The sequence below is a fragment of the Apilactobacillus pseudapinorum genome, assembly GCF_040369555.1.
Classification (GTDB): domain Bacteria; phylum Bacillota; class Bacilli; order Lactobacillales; family Lactobacillaceae; genus Apilactobacillus.
In genome coordinates this window covers 218,628-234,445 of sequence record NZ_BAABVU010000012.1, presented here as the reverse complement: position 1 = coordinate 234,445, position 15,818 = coordinate 218,628, and the positions used below count along the sequence as shown (strand labels likewise).

Below are 15,818 nucleotides of genomic sequence, written 5' to 3'. Positions count from 1 at the left end.
TTAAAAGAATCAATAAAATAAAGCAGCTCTTGATTCGATTGAGAACCAAGGGCTGTTTTTAATTAAATTGATTAGATGGAGGTATGAAATGATAACTGTCACTAATATGGGATTACATTTTTCTGGTAAAAAGTTATACGAAGATGTAAACCTTAAATTCACACCAGGTAACTGTTACGGGGTTATCGGGGCCAATGGTGCTGGTAAATCAACTTTTCTAAAAATGCTAGAAGGAAAGATTGAACCCACCACAGGTAGTATCTCAATCGGTAAGAATGAACGAATTTCTAGTTTGAACCAAGATCACTATGGCTTTGAAGAATTTGAAGTTTTAGACACTGTGATTCAAGGACACGAAAAGTTATACAAAATCATGAAAGAAAAAGACGCTTTATACGCTAAAGAAGACTTTTCTGATGAAGATGGAGTAAAAGCTGCTGAATTAGAAGGTGAATTCGCCGAAATGGACGGATGGAACGCCGAAGCAGATGCTTCACAATTACTACAAAATGTAGGAATTGATGAATCTCTACACAATGAAAAGATGAGTGAACTAACTGAAGGTCAAAAGGTGAAGGTCTTATTAGCCCAAGCACTATTTGGTAATCCAGATATTCTATTGCTTGATGAACCTACCAACGGTTTGGACAACCATACCGTTGAATGGCTACAAGAATTTTTAGCTGATTACGAAAACATCGCGATTGTTGTTTCTCATGATAGATACTTCTTAAACCAAGTATGTACTATGATGTGTGACGTTGACTTCAAGAAGATTTCACTATACGTTGGTAACTACGACTTCTGGTTGAAATCAAGCCAATTAGCAGCTAAGTTACGTCAGGATGCTAACGCTAAGAAAGAAGACCAAATCAAAGAATTGAAAGAATTTATCGCTCGATTCTCTGCGAACGCTTCTAAGTCAAAACAAGCGACTTCTAGAAAGAAACAATTAGACAAGATTACATTAGATGATATTCAACCATCTTCACGTAAGTACCCATTCATTAAGTTTGAAAAAGAACGTGATTTAGGAAACGATTTAGTTTCAGTTAAGAACGTTTCTAAGACGATTGATGGTAAGAAAATTTTGGATAACATCACATTTACATTAAGACCGGGTGAAAAGACTGCCATCATTAGTAGAAACGATTTAGCTACTACTACTTTGATGCAAATATTAGCTGGTAAGATGGCACCTGATGAAGGTGAAGTTGTTTGGGGTCAAACTACCAAAGTTACTTACATGCCAAAGAACATCAACTCTGATTTCGATGACGATTCATTAAGCATCATTGATTGGTTAAGACAATATGCATCGAAAGAAGAAAGTGATGATCCATTCCTACGTAGTTTCTTAGGAAGAATGCTATTCTCCGGAGACAATATCCAAAAGCAAATCAAGGTATTGTCAGGGGGAGAAAAGGTTCGTTGTATGTTATCTAAGATGATGCTGCAAAAAGGAAATGTATTGATTTTAGATGACCCAACTAACCATTTGGACATGGAATCAATTACTGCATTGAATGATAGTTTAATTCCATTTGACGGTTCAATCATCTTCACTTCTCATGATAGAGAATTTGTGCAAACTATTGCGGATCATATTATTGAAGTATCTGATAAAGGGATGGTTCAAAGAGCCGACACCCGCTACGATGATTTTGTTAATCATCCAGATGTTCAAAAACAAGTTGAAGAACTTTACTAAAAAGAAAGACACAGTTTTCATGACTGTGTCTTTTTTTAGTCTCGTGTCAAAAATATTACCAAAATGTTAAGATTTTCTTACAAGAGTGCATAATAATATTATTCGGTTTTTATTTGTATTATATTAGAAACATAAAATATATTAAATTTTTTATGGATGGAGTGGAAATTATGAAGAAAATATTATCATCATTGGGATTGGTAATGTTTTTGGGAGTTGCTGCACTAACAATTAATGGTAATGCAACTGCTCATGCAGCTGACGAATCCAGTAGTCAACAAGCGACTGAAACTAGTGCAAATAGTTCTAGTCAATCAAGTACAGCTACTAATCAAGAAGGTACTGGTACCAATACAACTACAAATAATGGTTCAAACACAACAGATACTGAGAACGAATTTGTAGATCATGTTGATTTTACAATCAAAACTGCTAAAACTGAAAATGCGCGAATCATTAACGCTGATAATGTAAAGGTTTTTGCTGGTCCATATAATCGTGGAACTAAGTTAGTAAAGACCATTAACTTAAAAGGTCAACTAGTACAATTAAACAAGGTAGCAACTTCTTCTGAAAGAACTTACTACCAAGTAATTTACCAAGGTAAGACTTTAGGTTGGATCAACGATACTTACCTAAGTACTACTAACGTATACGAATTACCATTTGTTTACACTAGTCAACACTTCCCATTTGATGCACCAAATGGTTGTGAAGCTACAGCACTAAAGATGGCACTATCAACTAAGAGTGTTGGTTTGAACCATGGTTTAAACTACTTTTTAAAGAGAATGCCTCGTGCTAAATATGACCAAAACAAGGGATTTGTTGGTAACCCATACGCGGTTAACAACACTAACCAAGATTGGACTATTTACCCTAAGGCATTAGCTAAATTCGGTCGTCAATTCAGAAAAAGCGTCTATAACATTACCGGTGCTTCTAAATCAAAGATTATTTACGAAGTACAACATGGTAATGCTGTGATTGCTGCTACTGGTTACAGAATGAGAAAAGCTACTGGTCATACACTAGTAGTTGTTGGTTACAAACGTGGTTACTTCAAGATGGCAGATCCATCATCATGGGAATCACAAATGAAATCAAACAAGAACAACCCAGTATTTTGGGTTTCAACTAGTCAATTTATGAAGCTATACAACCAAGAAGGTCGTAAGGCAGTTCTAGTTCACTAGGATAAATTAAAAGAGCATCCATAGGATGCTCTTTTTTTATACGTGTTTTTCTGTTAAACGAATGAATTCGTCGACATCTTTTTGGATTAATTTAACGCCATCTTCCCAGAAGTCAGGTTTAGTTAAATCAACACCTAAGTGTTTCATCGCTAGTTCTTCAGTTGACATGTTGGCAGTGTCTTGAAGTAATGCGATGTATTGTTCTTCAAAGTTTTCACTTTCTTGAGCTTTGGCATAAATTCCTAAACTGAATAGGTAACCGAATGTGTATGGGAAGTTGTAGAATGGCACATCATCAAAGTAAAAATGCATCTTGCTTTCCCAGAAGTGAGTTGAGTAAGTTGATAGTGAGTTATCGTATGCTTCTTTTTGTGCAGCTAACATTAAGTCGTTGATTTCGCTGGCAGTTAGCACGCCATCCTTACGTTTTTCGTAGAATTTCTTTTCAAAAATAAAACGAGCGTGGATGTTTAAGAACATCGCAACTGGATTATCCATCTTCGCGTTTAATAGGTTAATCTTTTCTTCGTCAGATTGTGCTTCTTTAACGTTGGCGTCAGAAACGATTAGTTCACCGAAAGTGGATGCTGTTTCCGCAACGTTCATTGCGTAATCTTGACGGAAGTATGGTAGTTCGTTCATCACACTGCTATGGAAAGCATGACCCAATTCGTGCGCAATTGTTGATGCATCGTTAGGTGAGCCTGTGAAAGTTAAGAAGATTCTTGATTCACCAGTTTCTGGAAGACTTTCCATGTAACCACCGGGCTCCTTGCCAGGACGGTTTTCGGCTTCAATCCATTGGTTTTCAAAGGCACGTTGTGCTAATTGAGCCATCTTAGGTGAGAAACTATTGAATTGTTTAATGATAAATTCAGCAGCTTCATCGTATGTGAAGGTCTTGACTTCACCGTCACCAATGTTAATTGGAGCAGCAACATCTTCCCAACCGATTTGTTCTTTACCAATTAATTGGGCCTTGCGATTTAAGAAATCGATTAACACATTCTTGTTGGCGTCAACGACTTTCCACATAGTATCCAATGTCTTTTGTGACATACGGTTTAATTCAAGTGGGTACTTCAAGAAATCTTCAGTACCATGGAAACGATAGTCTAATAGACGACTTCCTGAAACGTGGTTTAAAGTATCAGCGAATAGGTTTTGCTTATCGCCCCAAGCTTCTTCCCACTTAGGCATTAATTCAGCACGATATTTAGGATCGGCATTACCTAAGATTTCGTTATCAGCTTGACCGGCTGATAGAGTCTTAGGAGTACCGTCGTTATCTTTGAAATCAACTTGAACTGAAGAAACTAAGGTACTGTAATGGTTTGACCAGGCACTTAGACCTTCTAAATTCATTTCAGCAATAATGGCTTCTTCGTTGTCATCTAATAGTTCTTGACCAAAGTGACGTTGTTCTTTCAAAGAAAAAACAATCTTATGTAGTGATGGTTCTGCAATTAACTTTTCAAAAGCGTCATCAGATAATGATGCTAACTTCTTTTGTAGTAATTGACTGATTTGAGCTGCTTTAACGTCTAATGATTGGATTTTATCAATCAAAGGAGTTACTTCTTCGTTATTAACATCTTCAGAATGTTTACCGTTAATGTACATACCGGTTTGAACGATTCCAGCTTGAATTTTTTGAATGAAGTCAGTTAATTCTGTAAAACGACTAAAGTGTTCGTCATCATCAACGAAATGGTAATCGTTGATGGCATCGCGGAAGGTGTTAATTGAATCTGCGATTACTTGCAACTTGTTAGTTAACACTTTTCCGTGTAATCCGCCTGGGAAAATTGAATCTAAATCCCAATTTAAAGAATATTTCATGAGTAATCCCCCTAAAAATATGGTTGTGGATAATTATACCAGTTAATTAATAAAAAACCGATAAAATTCTCATTTTATCGGTTTTTATAATTGGTTATAATCTTTTAAAAGCTTGTCACGTAAGTTTTTGTTGGATGCGAAAATATATAATCCTTTCACACCACGTTTTAATAAAACGTTTGCGGAATTTAATACCAGCTCCTGTTTGATTTGATTGAATTCATTAATATCAGTGATATCAGCACGTTTTTTGAGTGATTCAACATCGGTAAATTTGCCTAAGTCGACTTTGATTTGGTCACCGTCAGCATGGATGATGGGACCGAGGATAACACCAACATAGTTTAAATCAAAACCTTGGCATGTGAACATTGAACCAACCTCGTTAATTGTTTCCGGAATTTCTGCCCATGGCGTTTGCGTATAGTTATATTGATCCCAAGGCATTTTGAAATCTGGTTCCAAGACATAGTGTTTGCCACCATCTAAAGTTGAGGGATAGCCGGAAGTGGAAACAATTCGTGATAGACCGACCTCGTTATTCTTTTTGACAATTAACTTACGCATCTCTTCAGCATTATCAAAAATTCTAAAGTCGTAATCATTCTTTGCGTCCTTAGGAAGAGGGGTTAGGTTTCCGTCAGTAAAGCGGTTAATCCATTGAACCAAGCTATCGCTTGCGGTCATTCTAAACTGATGAGTTAAGTGATACTCATCGTTAGTATATGGATCAATGACATGATGCAATCTTTCTAGATTCCAGAATGATTTAGTGCGAAGCACTTGGCGATGGTCGAATACTAAAATTGTGATTTGTGATCTTTTGATGATTTCACTTAACTGGTTATCATAGTAGAAATTATTATAATGGTCGCCACGAGATAGTAATAAGTGGGCTTCATCAATGATTGTAATATCAACTGGTTCGTGGGTCTTATCGTTTTGGTTGATAAATGAAGTCGGACGATTGAAGTTTTTCTTCAACACATTCTTTTGACTTCCAGCCATCTTTTTGTAGACCTTCAAAATTTCTGGATGGTTAACCAAGAAGTAGTTATGACTTTTGTAAAGCGGACTTTGGTTATCATGAGCTAGTTGTTGAATATCATAAAATAGTTTACTTAAAATTACTGATTTACCAGTTCCAGCATCACCATAAATAGTAAAGACCGCATGCTTATCATCACTAATGTGATTGATTGAGAATTGTTTGATGCGTTCAACTAATTCTGCTTGCTCTGCGGTCAATTGTGTGCTGGGAGCTAATTTGTCATCGGCAGCGTTGCTGTTTGCCATTGTCAAAGACTCCTTTTTTATTCAAAATTATGTTTTATTTCTGTGTAAATTCGATCTGAAACTTCCCAATCGTTTTGGGTGTACAAATGGATTCCATTGACATTATTTTTATATAAATCATTTATTTGATTAATTGCATATTCGATTCCATCCGTTAACATATCTTCGGTTTTATCAAGAAATGCAGGCGCTTCAATTTCATTGTGTAGTAAGTAGTGTTTTTTAAATGAATCTGTAATGGGCATGATTCCAATTCTTATTGGAATATCAATATTGTTTTTGTGAGCTTCCCTTAAGAAATTGTAGATTTTATAATTATCAAAGCACATTAAAGAAATAAGACTGTCAACACCAGTGTCGACTTTTTGCTTGAGGTAAAAAACATCGTCTTTTAGTGACTCGGCAAAAAAATGGACGTCCGGATAACAAGCAGCAACAATATTGGTTCTGCCATCTTCGTTGAGTTGTTTTACATATTTGATTAAGTCACTGGCAAATCTAAAGTCATCTTTAACTTTCATGTTATGATGGAGATTTCCACGAACTAATAATAAGTTCTTGATATTTAACTCACGCAATTCGTTGTAGGCTTTTTTGATTTCTTCTTTCGTGTGCGATAGTCCTGTTAAGTGAAGGACTACTGGAACACCCAAATCCCGTTGAATGTACTTAGCACATTTTAGCATTTCTTCGTATGAGTAGCGACTTAAGTTACTGATGGATACAAAGTCAGGTTTCCACTTGTTAATGTAGTGTTTCATCTGAATAAGATCATGCGAGTTGGCTTCGATTTCAACTGAAAATGTTTGATCTCTCATAGAAGCGTCCTTTCAAAGTTTATAAGTTTAATACTATCATTCTAACATGAAATATAAAAAAGCGTTATTAACGTTTGCTAATAACACTTTCATATTTAAACTAATTGTTCAATTAATGTATCAACTGCATTAACGTAGCTTTCAAGCTTGTTGTTAACAGCCTCTTGACTATCATCGACAGTTCCAAGGTAGAACTTGATTTTAGGTTCTGTTCCGGAAGGACGGATAGCAAACCAAGTACCGTCAGCCAACCAGTATTTCAAAACATTGGCTTGAGGTAGTTTGATTTTTTCAATGTTACCATCATTGTTAGTTTTAGTTGATTTATTGAAATCTTCTAGTGATTCTACTCTTTGACCGTTGAATTCAGTTAATGGATTTGCTCTCAATTCGTTCATGATGTTGTCCATCTTAGCCTTACCTTCAATACCTTCAAATGATTTTGAAATGGTCTTTTCTTCATGATAACCATAAAGTTGGTAAATTGATTGAAGTCCATCATACAAGGTTTGACCTTTTTGTTTGTAGTAAGCAGCTACTTCAGCAAGTAGGACAGTTGATTGAATAGCATCCTTATCACGTACGAATGGTTTGATTAAGTAACCAAAACTTTCTTCAAAACCAAATAAGAAAGTTTTTTCGTTAGTTTCTTCAAAATCCTTAATCTTTTCAGCGATATATTTAAATCCAGTTAAGACGTTTTGCATTTCAACACCGTAATGGTTAGCAATCTTAGTAGCTAATTCAGTTGAAACGATTGATTTAACCACAGCACCGTTTTCGGGTAAATCATTAGCGTCTTGTTTAGCAGTTAAAATGTAATCCAATAATACTGATGCGATTTGATTACCAGTCATTAATTCATAATTACCATCTGGTTGACGAACGGCAGCACCTAGTCTATCAGCATCGGGGTCAGTTGCGATTAAGACATCAGCTTCCTCTTGATTCCCTAATTGAATTGCTAGATTGAAGGCTGAAGCGAATTCTGGATTAGGGAAATCAACAGTTGGGAATTCTGGATCAGCGATTGCTTGTTCCTTTACTAATGAATAGTTTTTAAAACCAACATTATCCAAAGCACGACGGCAAATGATTTTTCCAGTTCCGTGAAGCGGGGTGTAGACGAATTTTAGGTCTTTACCAACTTCTTGGATTAATTGGTGGTTAACGTTAACATTTTTTACATTTTCCAAGTATGAAGCGTCAACATCTTCACCAATAACAGATAGTAGCTTTTGGTTTCTTAATTCTTTGACGTCGGCAACCTCGATTGCGAATACATCTTCGGCTTGGCGAACAAAACTAGTAATCATATCTGAAGCCTTTGGTGGCATTTGACCACCGTCTTCACCATAAATTTTGTATCCATTGTATTGCATTGGATTATGGCTAGCTGTAATCATAACACCCGCAAAAGTATGTAAGTGTCTAATTGCAAATGATAGTTCTGGAGTAGGGCGGATATCATCAAAGACAAATGATTTAATGTTATGTTGTCCTAAAACACGAGCAGCTTCGTAGGCGAATTCTTCTGAATGGTAACGAGAATCAAAACTGATTGCCACACCGCGTTTCTTTTCTTCATCACTTAATGTATCCATGTATGAAGCAAGACCTTCAGTAGCTTGTCTAACGGTGTAGATGTTCATACGGTTAATTCCGGCACCGATTAAACCACGCATACCAGCGGTTCCAAATGACATGTTAGTGCCAAAAGCATCGTTGATTTCGTTTGGATTATTTTTAATGGTATTTAAATCATGTTTTACAGATTCGTTTAAATTGGGTTGGTTAGCCCAAGTTTTGTATAATTCTTGTGCGTTCATATAAAGTCTCCAATAAACTTATTTCATTACAGTTTCTAAGTATAGTTAATGCTGTATTGATAGTCAATTTATAATAGAAGAGAGAGCTTAAATAAAGCTTATTAATTGTCATTGCTTTGGAAAATGTGGTAAGTTACTTTTAAATAATAAGTAAGGAGGATTTATTATGGATAAGAATGAAGAAATTATTCAAACTGCGCACCGTCGTTATGCGACTAAGAAGTTTGATGCTAATAAACAAATTAGCGAAAAAGACTGGGACACGATTCTAGAAGTGGGTCGTCTTTCACCTAGTGCTTTTGGCTTTTCACCTTGGCAATTTCTAGATATCCAAAGTGATGATTTAAAGAAAGAAATTTATGATTATGCTTGGGGTGGTCAAAACAGTCTAAATGGTGCTAGCCACTTTATGATTATTTTGGCAAAAAAAGGAATCACAGCTACTCATCCATATATTCAACATATTACTGAAGATGTGGCAGGTCATGAATATTCAGCGGATTCAGCATTTTCAAAAAAATTCACTGATTTCCAACAAAATGATTTCAAACTAACAGATGATCGTTCCAAATTTGATTGGGCATGTAAACAAACTTATATTGCACTTGCTAACATGATGACTGCAGCTGCCGAATTAGATATCGATAGTTGTGCAGTAGAAGGTTTCAACCGTGAAAAAATTGAAACTATTCTTGCAGAAAAAGGTATTTTAGATACCAAAGATTGGGGAGTGTCTGTAATGGCTGGTTTCGGTTACCGTGATCAAGATATTACTCCTAAGCGTCGCCAACCAATGGAAGAAGTTTATCGTGTAATTAAATAGTAGAAAGTCCATCCATAAAGGATGGCTTTTTATTTAAATAAGGTAGATACGAATTAATAAGCGTTACATAATAAATGATGAGTAACTTATTAATTTCCACCTAAAAATCATTGTTAAAACGTTGCTATAATCGATTTTTTTATATTATTAGATTTTTGAAATGACTGATAGCAGTTGAAAAAAAGTCTAAATTAATTAAGAATTAATAAGTGGTATTAACAAGTACTATCAAAAAAGATAACCCAAATTGGTTTAGAGGAGATATCATGAACAGTTTTTCAATTTTAGCTACTGCTAAAGCCGTTCCTGAAAAGATAGTTACCAATGACGATTTGGCAAAGATCATGGACACTTCTGATGAATGGATCAGTAAGCGTACAGGAATTAAACAACGCCGAATCGCTGTAAAGGAAACCAATACTTCTTTAAGCGCTGAGGTTGCTTCTCAATTACTAAAGAACGCCGATATTGATGCTGATGATATTGATTTCATTATCGTCGCAACAATGTCTGCTGATTATCAAATGCCATCAACTGCAGCCGCAGTCCAAGGAATCATTGGAGCTAAGAATGCTGTTGCTTTTGATATCAGTGCTGCATGTTCTGGATTTGTTTATGCTACTCATACAATGAACGCATTATTAAACTTAAAGCCTAATGCTTTAGGGATGGTAATTGGTTCAGAAAAGATGAGTAACCTGCTTAACTGGGAAGATAGAACTACCGCCGTCTTATTTGGGGATGGAGCTGGTGGAATGCTAGTTTCAAACCAAGGCGATGGTGAAGTGCTATCCAGCAACTTAAAGAACTATGCTGATGAAGACAAGGCACTACTTGCAGGTCATTTAACAGGTAGTGGTACATTTGGAAAAAGCGATGATGATACAGACGAATTTCTCCATATGAAGGGGAGAGAAGTATTTAACTTCGCAACTAAGAATGTTCCCACATCAATCCGTGAAGCTGCAAAACAAGCAGGAATCGAGTTAAGTGACATAAATCACTTTGTGTTACATCAAGCGAACGCACGAATTATTAAATCTGTAGCCCGCAAATTAGGCGAAAATGCCGATAAGTTCCCTGTTAACATCAATCTTTATGGAAACACATCTGCAGCCAGCGAACCAATTTTGTTGTCAGAAATGATGGAAAATGGTTTAATAGCTAAGGGAGATATTATCGCCCTTTCAGGTTTTGGTGGTGGCCTAACCACTGGAACTATTATTTTAAGGTATTAATTTTTTATATTATTTTATTTATGGAGTGAATTATATTATGGCAGACAAGAACGCAATTTTTGACAAGGTAAAAGAAATCGTTGTAGATCAATCAGACGTTAAGGCTGAAGACATCAAGATGGAAACTAACTTCAAGGACGAACTAGACCTTGACAGTTTAGACTTATTTGAAATCATCGATGCTCTAGAAGATGAATATGACATCGAAATCGATACTGACAACGACATCGCAACTGTACAACAACTTGTTGACTACGTTGCAAACCAAGTTGAAGACTAATATTTAATTAGTTAATAATTAGGAGTGTTTAAGTTTGAATATTTGTTATCTATTTAGTGGCCAAGGTAGTCAATTTAAGGAAATGGGACAGGATTTGTATAAAGCAAACCCTGTGTACAAACGTACAATTGACGAGGCCTCAGAAACATTGAATTTAAACTTAGCTGATCCGGAAATTTTTGATAATCCTAATAATACTCAAATTGCTATTTTAACGATGAGTGTAGCTATTCATCGTATTTTAGAAGATAAAATAGCTAAGCCCGTTGCAATGATGGGATTGAGTTTAGGTGAATATAGTGCTTTAGTTGCTGCTAAAGCACTATCTTTTCAATCAGGGCTAAAGCTAGTACACGATCGCTCACATTACATGGATGAAGCAGGTAAGCAAAATCCAGGTTCTATGGCTGCTGTATTGGGTCTTAGCCCTGATTTTGTGAAGAGCGTTTGTGATGAAATTGATGATGTATACCCCGCAAACTACAATAACAAGTCTCAAGTTGTTATTGGTGGTACTAAGGAAGGGGTTGCCAAAGCAATGGAAGTACTTACTGAAAAGGGTGCTAAACGTGTAGTTCCACTACAAGTTGCAGTGGCTTCACATACTCCATTGATGCAACCGGCATCAGATCAATTAGCTAAACGTCTTGAAAGTGTTGAATTTAGTGAACCAGAAATTGATGTTATCAGTAACACTACTGTAAAACCATTTGCTTTGGACACTATTAAGGAAACTTTAGTTAACCAACTAATCAATCCAACACACTTTATGCAAGATGTTGCTTCTCTAGAAGACAAAAACATCGACGCTTTTATCGAAATTGGTCCAGGAAATACGCTAAGTAAACTTGCTAAAAAGACACTAAAGGCTGATACATACAATGTAGAAAGCGTCGAAACTCTAGATGCCTTATTAGATAAGTTAGGAGAATAATAATGGAAAATAACGAAAAACAAGTAATTCTAATCACTGGTGCTACCAAGGGATTGGGTTTAGCTGACGCTGTTCGTCTAGCTAAAGATGAAAACAACATCGTAATTGCCAACTCACACAGACAATTAAGTGACGAAGAACTAAAGGCCTTCGAAGCTAACTTCGATAAAGAAATCGAAGTGCTTGTTGGAGACGTTGCTTCAGAAGAAGATGCTGAAGCAATGATTAACAGCGTTATTGAAAAACACGGTAAGATTGATGTGTTAGTTAACAATGCTGGTATCACTCAAGATACTCTATTAACTAGAATGAAGGGTGACTCATTTAAGCAAGTTCTAGACACTAACTTATTCGGTGTCTTCAACATGACTAAATTTGCTATGAAGAAAATGCAAAAAGCTCGTAAGGGTTGTATCATCAACCTTTCAAGTATTGCCGGTCTTCACGGTAACCTAGGTCAAGCCAACTACTCATCAACTAAAGCTGGTATCGTTGGTTTAACTAAGACTACAGCCCAAGAAGGTGCTCTACGTGGAATCCGTTGTAACGCGGTTGCTCCAGGTATGATTAAGACTGCCATGACTGCTAAGTTAGGCGACAGCTACATTGCTGATTGGGAAGAAAAAATCCCTGCAAAACGTTTTGGTACTCCAGACGAAGTTGCGCAAGTTGTTGAATTCTTAATCAAGAACGAATACATGAATGGACAAGTAATCACCGTTGACGGTGGATTAACTATGTAATCAAAGTTAAGTAAGAACATTCTTAATTAACAGGAGATAATAAATCATGGAACAAAAAGACATTGAAAATTTAATGGACAAGTTTGATAAGTCCAGTATGAAAGAATTTAAAATCACTGCTGACGATGGTACTGACTTATACTTTTCTAAGTTAGAACATCCTGCTGTTGCCGCTGCTCCCGCTGCTGCACCAGTATCAGCAGCTCCATCAACTGATGGAACACAAGCTCCAGTTACTGCTGCAGGTTCAAAGATTAAAGCTCCACTTGTTGGGATTGTTTACTTTGCACCAAGTCCTGAAAAACCAGTCTTTAAAAAAGTTGGAGACCACGTTAAAAAGGGCGATGTAGTTTGTGTGATTGAAGCTATGAAGGTTATTAACGAAGTGAAAAGTCCAGTTTCTGGAACTATCACTAAAAAAGTTGCTGAAAATGGTGACATGGTTGAATATGATCAACCAATTTTTGAAATTGAGGAGGATTAATTTTGGACTATAATGTACAAGATTTCATTCCTCAAAGATTCCCATTCCAAATGCTAGATAAAATTGTTGAAGTTAATCCGGGAGTTGGTGCTAAGGCTGAAAAGCTTTTAACAGTTAACGAATGGTTCTTCTCAAAACAACATCTAGAATTCGGAATGCCAAGACCTATCGCAATGGAAATGCTTGCACAAACTGGAGTTTGTGCATTGCTTTCAATGCCTGAATACAAAGGTAAAAATGTTTTCTTTGGTGGTATCAAAGAAGCAACATACAAAGACAGCTTTAGACCCGGCGACAAGTTGGAATTAGCTGTTGAAATGACAAAACTAAAGAGAAACATTGGTGAAGGTCATGGAACAGTTACACGTGATGGCGAAGTAATTTGTGAAGGTACTTTAATCTTTGCAATTGAATAAGTTCATAAAGGATGAGTGAAATGTTTAAAAAGGTATTAATTGCCAACCGTGGTGAAATCGCGGTGCAAATCATAAGAGCACTTCATGAGATGGACATTAAAGCTGTTGCCGTTTATTCAACTGCCGACAAGGATAGCATGTTTGTAAAATTAGCTGATGAATCAGTATGTATTGGTGGACCACAACCTAATGAATCATATTTAAATATGGCTGCGGTTATCGATGCTGCAATTTTAACCAACAGTGAAGCTATTCACCCCGGTTACGGATTTTTATCTGAAAATGCTGAATTTGCTGAACTTTGCGAAAAATGTTCAATTAAGTTCATTGGACCAAGTTCAAAAGTAATTGATTTAATGGGAAACAAATCTCATGCGAAAGCTGCAATGAAAAATAGTGGAGTCCCAACTATCCCTGGCTCTGATGGAGCCATTGAAAGTTTAGATGAAGCATTAAAGCTAGCTGATGAAATTGGTTATCCGGTCATGCTTAAAGCTGCCGCTGGTGGTGGTGGAAAAGGTATCCGTGAATGTGATGATGCTGAATCATTAAAGGAAATCTTTACTACTACTAAGCGTGAGGCAAGAATTTCGTATGATGATGACTCATTATATATGGAAAAAGACTTAAGCGATGCTAAACACATTGAAATGCAAGTGATTGCTGATCAAAAGGGAAATGTTGTTTACTTCCCCGAACGTGATTGTTCACTTCAAAGAGGTCACCAAAAGATTATCGAAGAAACTCCATGTATTGAAGTTTCTCAAGATCAACGTGACTACTTAGGTCAATTAGTAGCTAAGGCTACAAAGGAAATTGGTTATGAAAACACTGGAACTTTCGAGTTCTTATTAGATGAAAAGACTAATAACTTCTACTTCATGGAAATGAACACTAGATTACAAGTTGAACATACAGTTACTGAAGAAGTTGCTGGAGTTCAATTAATCAAAGCGCAAATCCAAGTAGCTGCCGGTGAAGAATTACCATTTACTCAAGAAGATGTTCAAGTTAACAGTTATGCGATTGAATGTCGTATCAATGCTGAAGACCCAGCTCATGGCTTCTTGCCAGCGCCAGGAAAACTAAAAAATGTTAGTTTCCCATTTGGTACTAAGGGTGTTCGTATTGATTCTGGAGTTGAGTCTGGAGACACCATTTCTCCTTTCTACGATTCAATGATTGCTAAAATCATTGTACATATGCCTGACAAACCTCAAGCAGTCGTAAAAATGAAACGAGTAATCAATGAATTTAAGGTTGATGGAGTTAAGACTAACCGTCAATTCCTAAACGATTTGTTACAAGACAAACATTTCAATGATTCAGATTTCAATAATCTATACATTGAAAAATCATTCTTGAAAGAGTGGTTGAAAAACGTTGAAGAATAATAAATCAGAAGAAACTAAAGATTTACAAGCACTAATGGACAAAGTTCCAGATCATTTATTTATTAAATGTCCTGTTTGTGAAGAAAATTTTTATAACAAAAAGTTAGGTACATACAAGTTATGTCCTAACTGTGGATACGGTTTTAGATTAGGTGCTAACGAAAGAATCAACATGACTGTTGATGAATTTACACCCATCAATAACGAAGTATCTGCTCCTAATCGTTTCTTAGACGATGAAAAATATGCTGGTAAATTAGCAAAATCAAAAGAACTAACTGACTTAAACGAAAGTGTTCAAACTGGAATTGCTAAAATCGGTGATGTTGAATTCGCACTTGGTGTGATGGATTCACGTTTCATCATGGGAAGTTTAGGTACTGCAACTGGTGAAAAACTAGCACTATTATTCGAAGAAGCAACTGCAAAGAATCTACCAGTTGTTGTCTTCTCTTGTTCTGGTGGTGCCAGAATGCAAGAAGGAATCCATTCATTAATGCAAATGGCCAAAGTATCACAAGCTGTTTCAGACCATGCAGAAAAAGGATTGTTATACATTTCAGTATTAACTGATCCAACTACTGGTGGGGTTACAGCTAGTTATGCGATGGAAGGAGATATTAATATCTCTGAACCACATACATTAATCGGTTTTGCTGGACGTCGAGTAATTGAAAACACTATTCAACAACGTCCACCAAAGGATTTTCAACGTGCAGAAACATTGCTTAAAAATGGTTTCTTAGATGCCATTGTTAAGCGTCAAGATATGAAATCAGTTTTAGCCAGATTATTGGCTTGGAATTAGGGGGAT

15 protein-coding genes are annotated in these 15,818 nt (G+C 36.2%); 11 read left to right on the top strand and 4 right to left on the bottom strand.

Going from position 1 to position 15,818, the window contains the following annotated elements:
* Positions 1–88 precede the first annotated feature (88 nt).
* Positions 89–1,711 (top strand): ABC-F family ATP-binding cassette domain-containing protein, encoded by a 1,623-nt coding sequence (locus ABWU86_RS02590; RefSeq protein ID WP_353321252.1) that lies wholly within the window; start codon positions 89–91, stop codon positions 1,709–1,711.
* A gap of 170 nt (positions 1,712–1,881) precedes the next feature.
* Positions 1,882–2,907 (top strand): C39 family peptidase, encoded by a 1,026-nt coding sequence (locus tag ABWU86_RS02585; RefSeq protein WP_353321250.1) that lies wholly within the window; start codon positions 1,882–1,884, stop codon positions 2,905–2,907.
* 36 nt (positions 2,908–2,943) lie between these two features.
* Here the strand turns inward: ABWU86_RS02585 and ABWU86_RS02580 are convergent, their stop codons facing one another.
* From ABWU86_RS02580 to ABWU86_RS02565, 4 genes are all read right to left on the bottom strand, one after another.
* Positions 2,944–4,749: a M3 family oligoendopeptidase gene (locus ABWU86_RS02580; protein ID WP_353321248.1), complete on the bottom strand. Its 1,806-nt coding sequence runs from the start codon at positions 4,747–4,749 to the stop codon at positions 2,944–2,946.
* 84 nt (positions 4,750–4,833) lie between these two features.
* On the bottom strand, positions 4,834–6,045 hold the full coding sequence (locus ABWU86_RS02575) for a DUF2075 domain-containing protein (RefSeq protein WP_293794280.1): 1,212 nt from the start codon (positions 6,043–6,045) through the stop codon (positions 4,834–4,836).
* Between the two features lie 17 nt (positions 6,046–6,062).
* The gene (locus ABWU86_RS02570) at positions 6,063–6,863 is read right to left on the bottom strand and encodes a methylenetetrahydrofolate reductase (RefSeq protein WP_293794278.1); all 801 of its coding nucleotides are present in this window, start codon (positions 6,861–6,863) and stop codon (positions 6,063–6,065) included.
* Positions 6,864–6,958: 95 nt separating this feature from the next.
* On the bottom strand, positions 6,959–8,692 hold the full coding sequence (locus ABWU86_RS02565; protein WP_293794275.1) for a phospho-sugar mutase: 1,734 nt from the start codon (positions 8,690–8,692) through the stop codon (positions 6,959–6,961).
* Between the two features lie 166 nt (positions 8,693–8,858).
* Here ABWU86_RS02565 and ABWU86_RS02560 point away from each other — a divergent pair, with 166 nt between their 5' ends.
* The 9 genes from ABWU86_RS02560 (at position 8,859) to ABWU86_RS02520 (ending at position 15,812) form a co-directional block, all read left to right on the top strand.
* Positions 8,859–9,515 (top strand): NAD(P)H-dependent oxidoreductase, encoded by a 657-nt coding sequence (locus tag ABWU86_RS02560; RefSeq protein WP_353321245.1) that lies wholly within the window; start codon positions 8,859–8,861, stop codon positions 9,513–9,515.
* 266 nt (positions 9,516–9,781) lie between these two features.
* Complete coding sequence (locus ABWU86_RS02555) at positions 9,782–10,753, top strand: beta-ketoacyl-ACP synthase III (RefSeq protein WP_353321243.1); 972 nt, start codon at positions 9,782–9,784, stop codon at positions 10,751–10,753.
* Positions 10,754–10,790: 37 nt separating this feature from the next.
* The gene (locus ABWU86_RS02550) at positions 10,791–11,033 is read left to right on the top strand and encodes an acyl carrier protein (protein WP_053950465.1); all 243 of its coding nucleotides are present in this window, start codon (positions 10,791–10,793) and stop codon (positions 11,031–11,033) included.
* Positions 11,034–11,067: 34 nt separating this feature from the next.
* On the top strand, positions 11,068–11,967 hold the full coding sequence (gene fabD, locus ABWU86_RS02545; protein WP_353321241.1) for an ACP S-malonyltransferase: 900 nt from the start codon (positions 11,068–11,070) through the stop codon (positions 11,965–11,967).
* A gap of 2 nt (positions 11,968–11,969) precedes the next feature.
* Positions 11,970–12,710, top strand: coding sequence for a 3-oxoacyl-ACP reductase FabG (gene fabG / locus ABWU86_RS02540; RefSeq protein WP_293794557.1), 741 nt, complete (start codon positions 11,970–11,972; stop codon positions 12,708–12,710).
* Between the two features lie 46 nt (positions 12,711–12,756).
* On the top strand, positions 12,757–13,194 hold the full coding sequence (locus ABWU86_RS02535; protein ID WP_353321239.1) for an acetyl-CoA carboxylase biotin carboxyl carrier protein: 438 nt from the start codon (positions 12,757–12,759) through the stop codon (positions 13,192–13,194).
* A 50-nt stretch (positions 13,195–13,244) separates the two neighbouring features.
* Entirely contained in the window at positions 13,245–13,610 is a 366-nt protein-coding gene (locus ABWU86_RS02530; protein ID WP_053950676.1) for a 3-hydroxyacyl-ACP dehydratase FabZ family protein, read from the top strand.
* Positions 13,611–13,630: 20 nt separating this feature from the next.
* A complete protein-coding gene (locus ABWU86_RS02525; protein WP_293794495.1) occupies positions 13,631–15,004 on the top strand; it encodes an acetyl-CoA carboxylase biotin carboxylase subunit in 1,374 nt (457 codons plus the stop codon).
* Entirely contained in the window at positions 14,994–15,812 is an 819-nt protein-coding gene (locus tag ABWU86_RS02520) for an acetyl-CoA carboxylase carboxyltransferase subunit beta (protein ID WP_293794492.1), read from the top strand. Before ABWU86_RS02525 ends, ABWU86_RS02520 begins: the two co-directional genes overlap by 11 nt.
* The last annotated feature ends 6 nt before the right edge of the window (positions 15,813–15,818 follow it).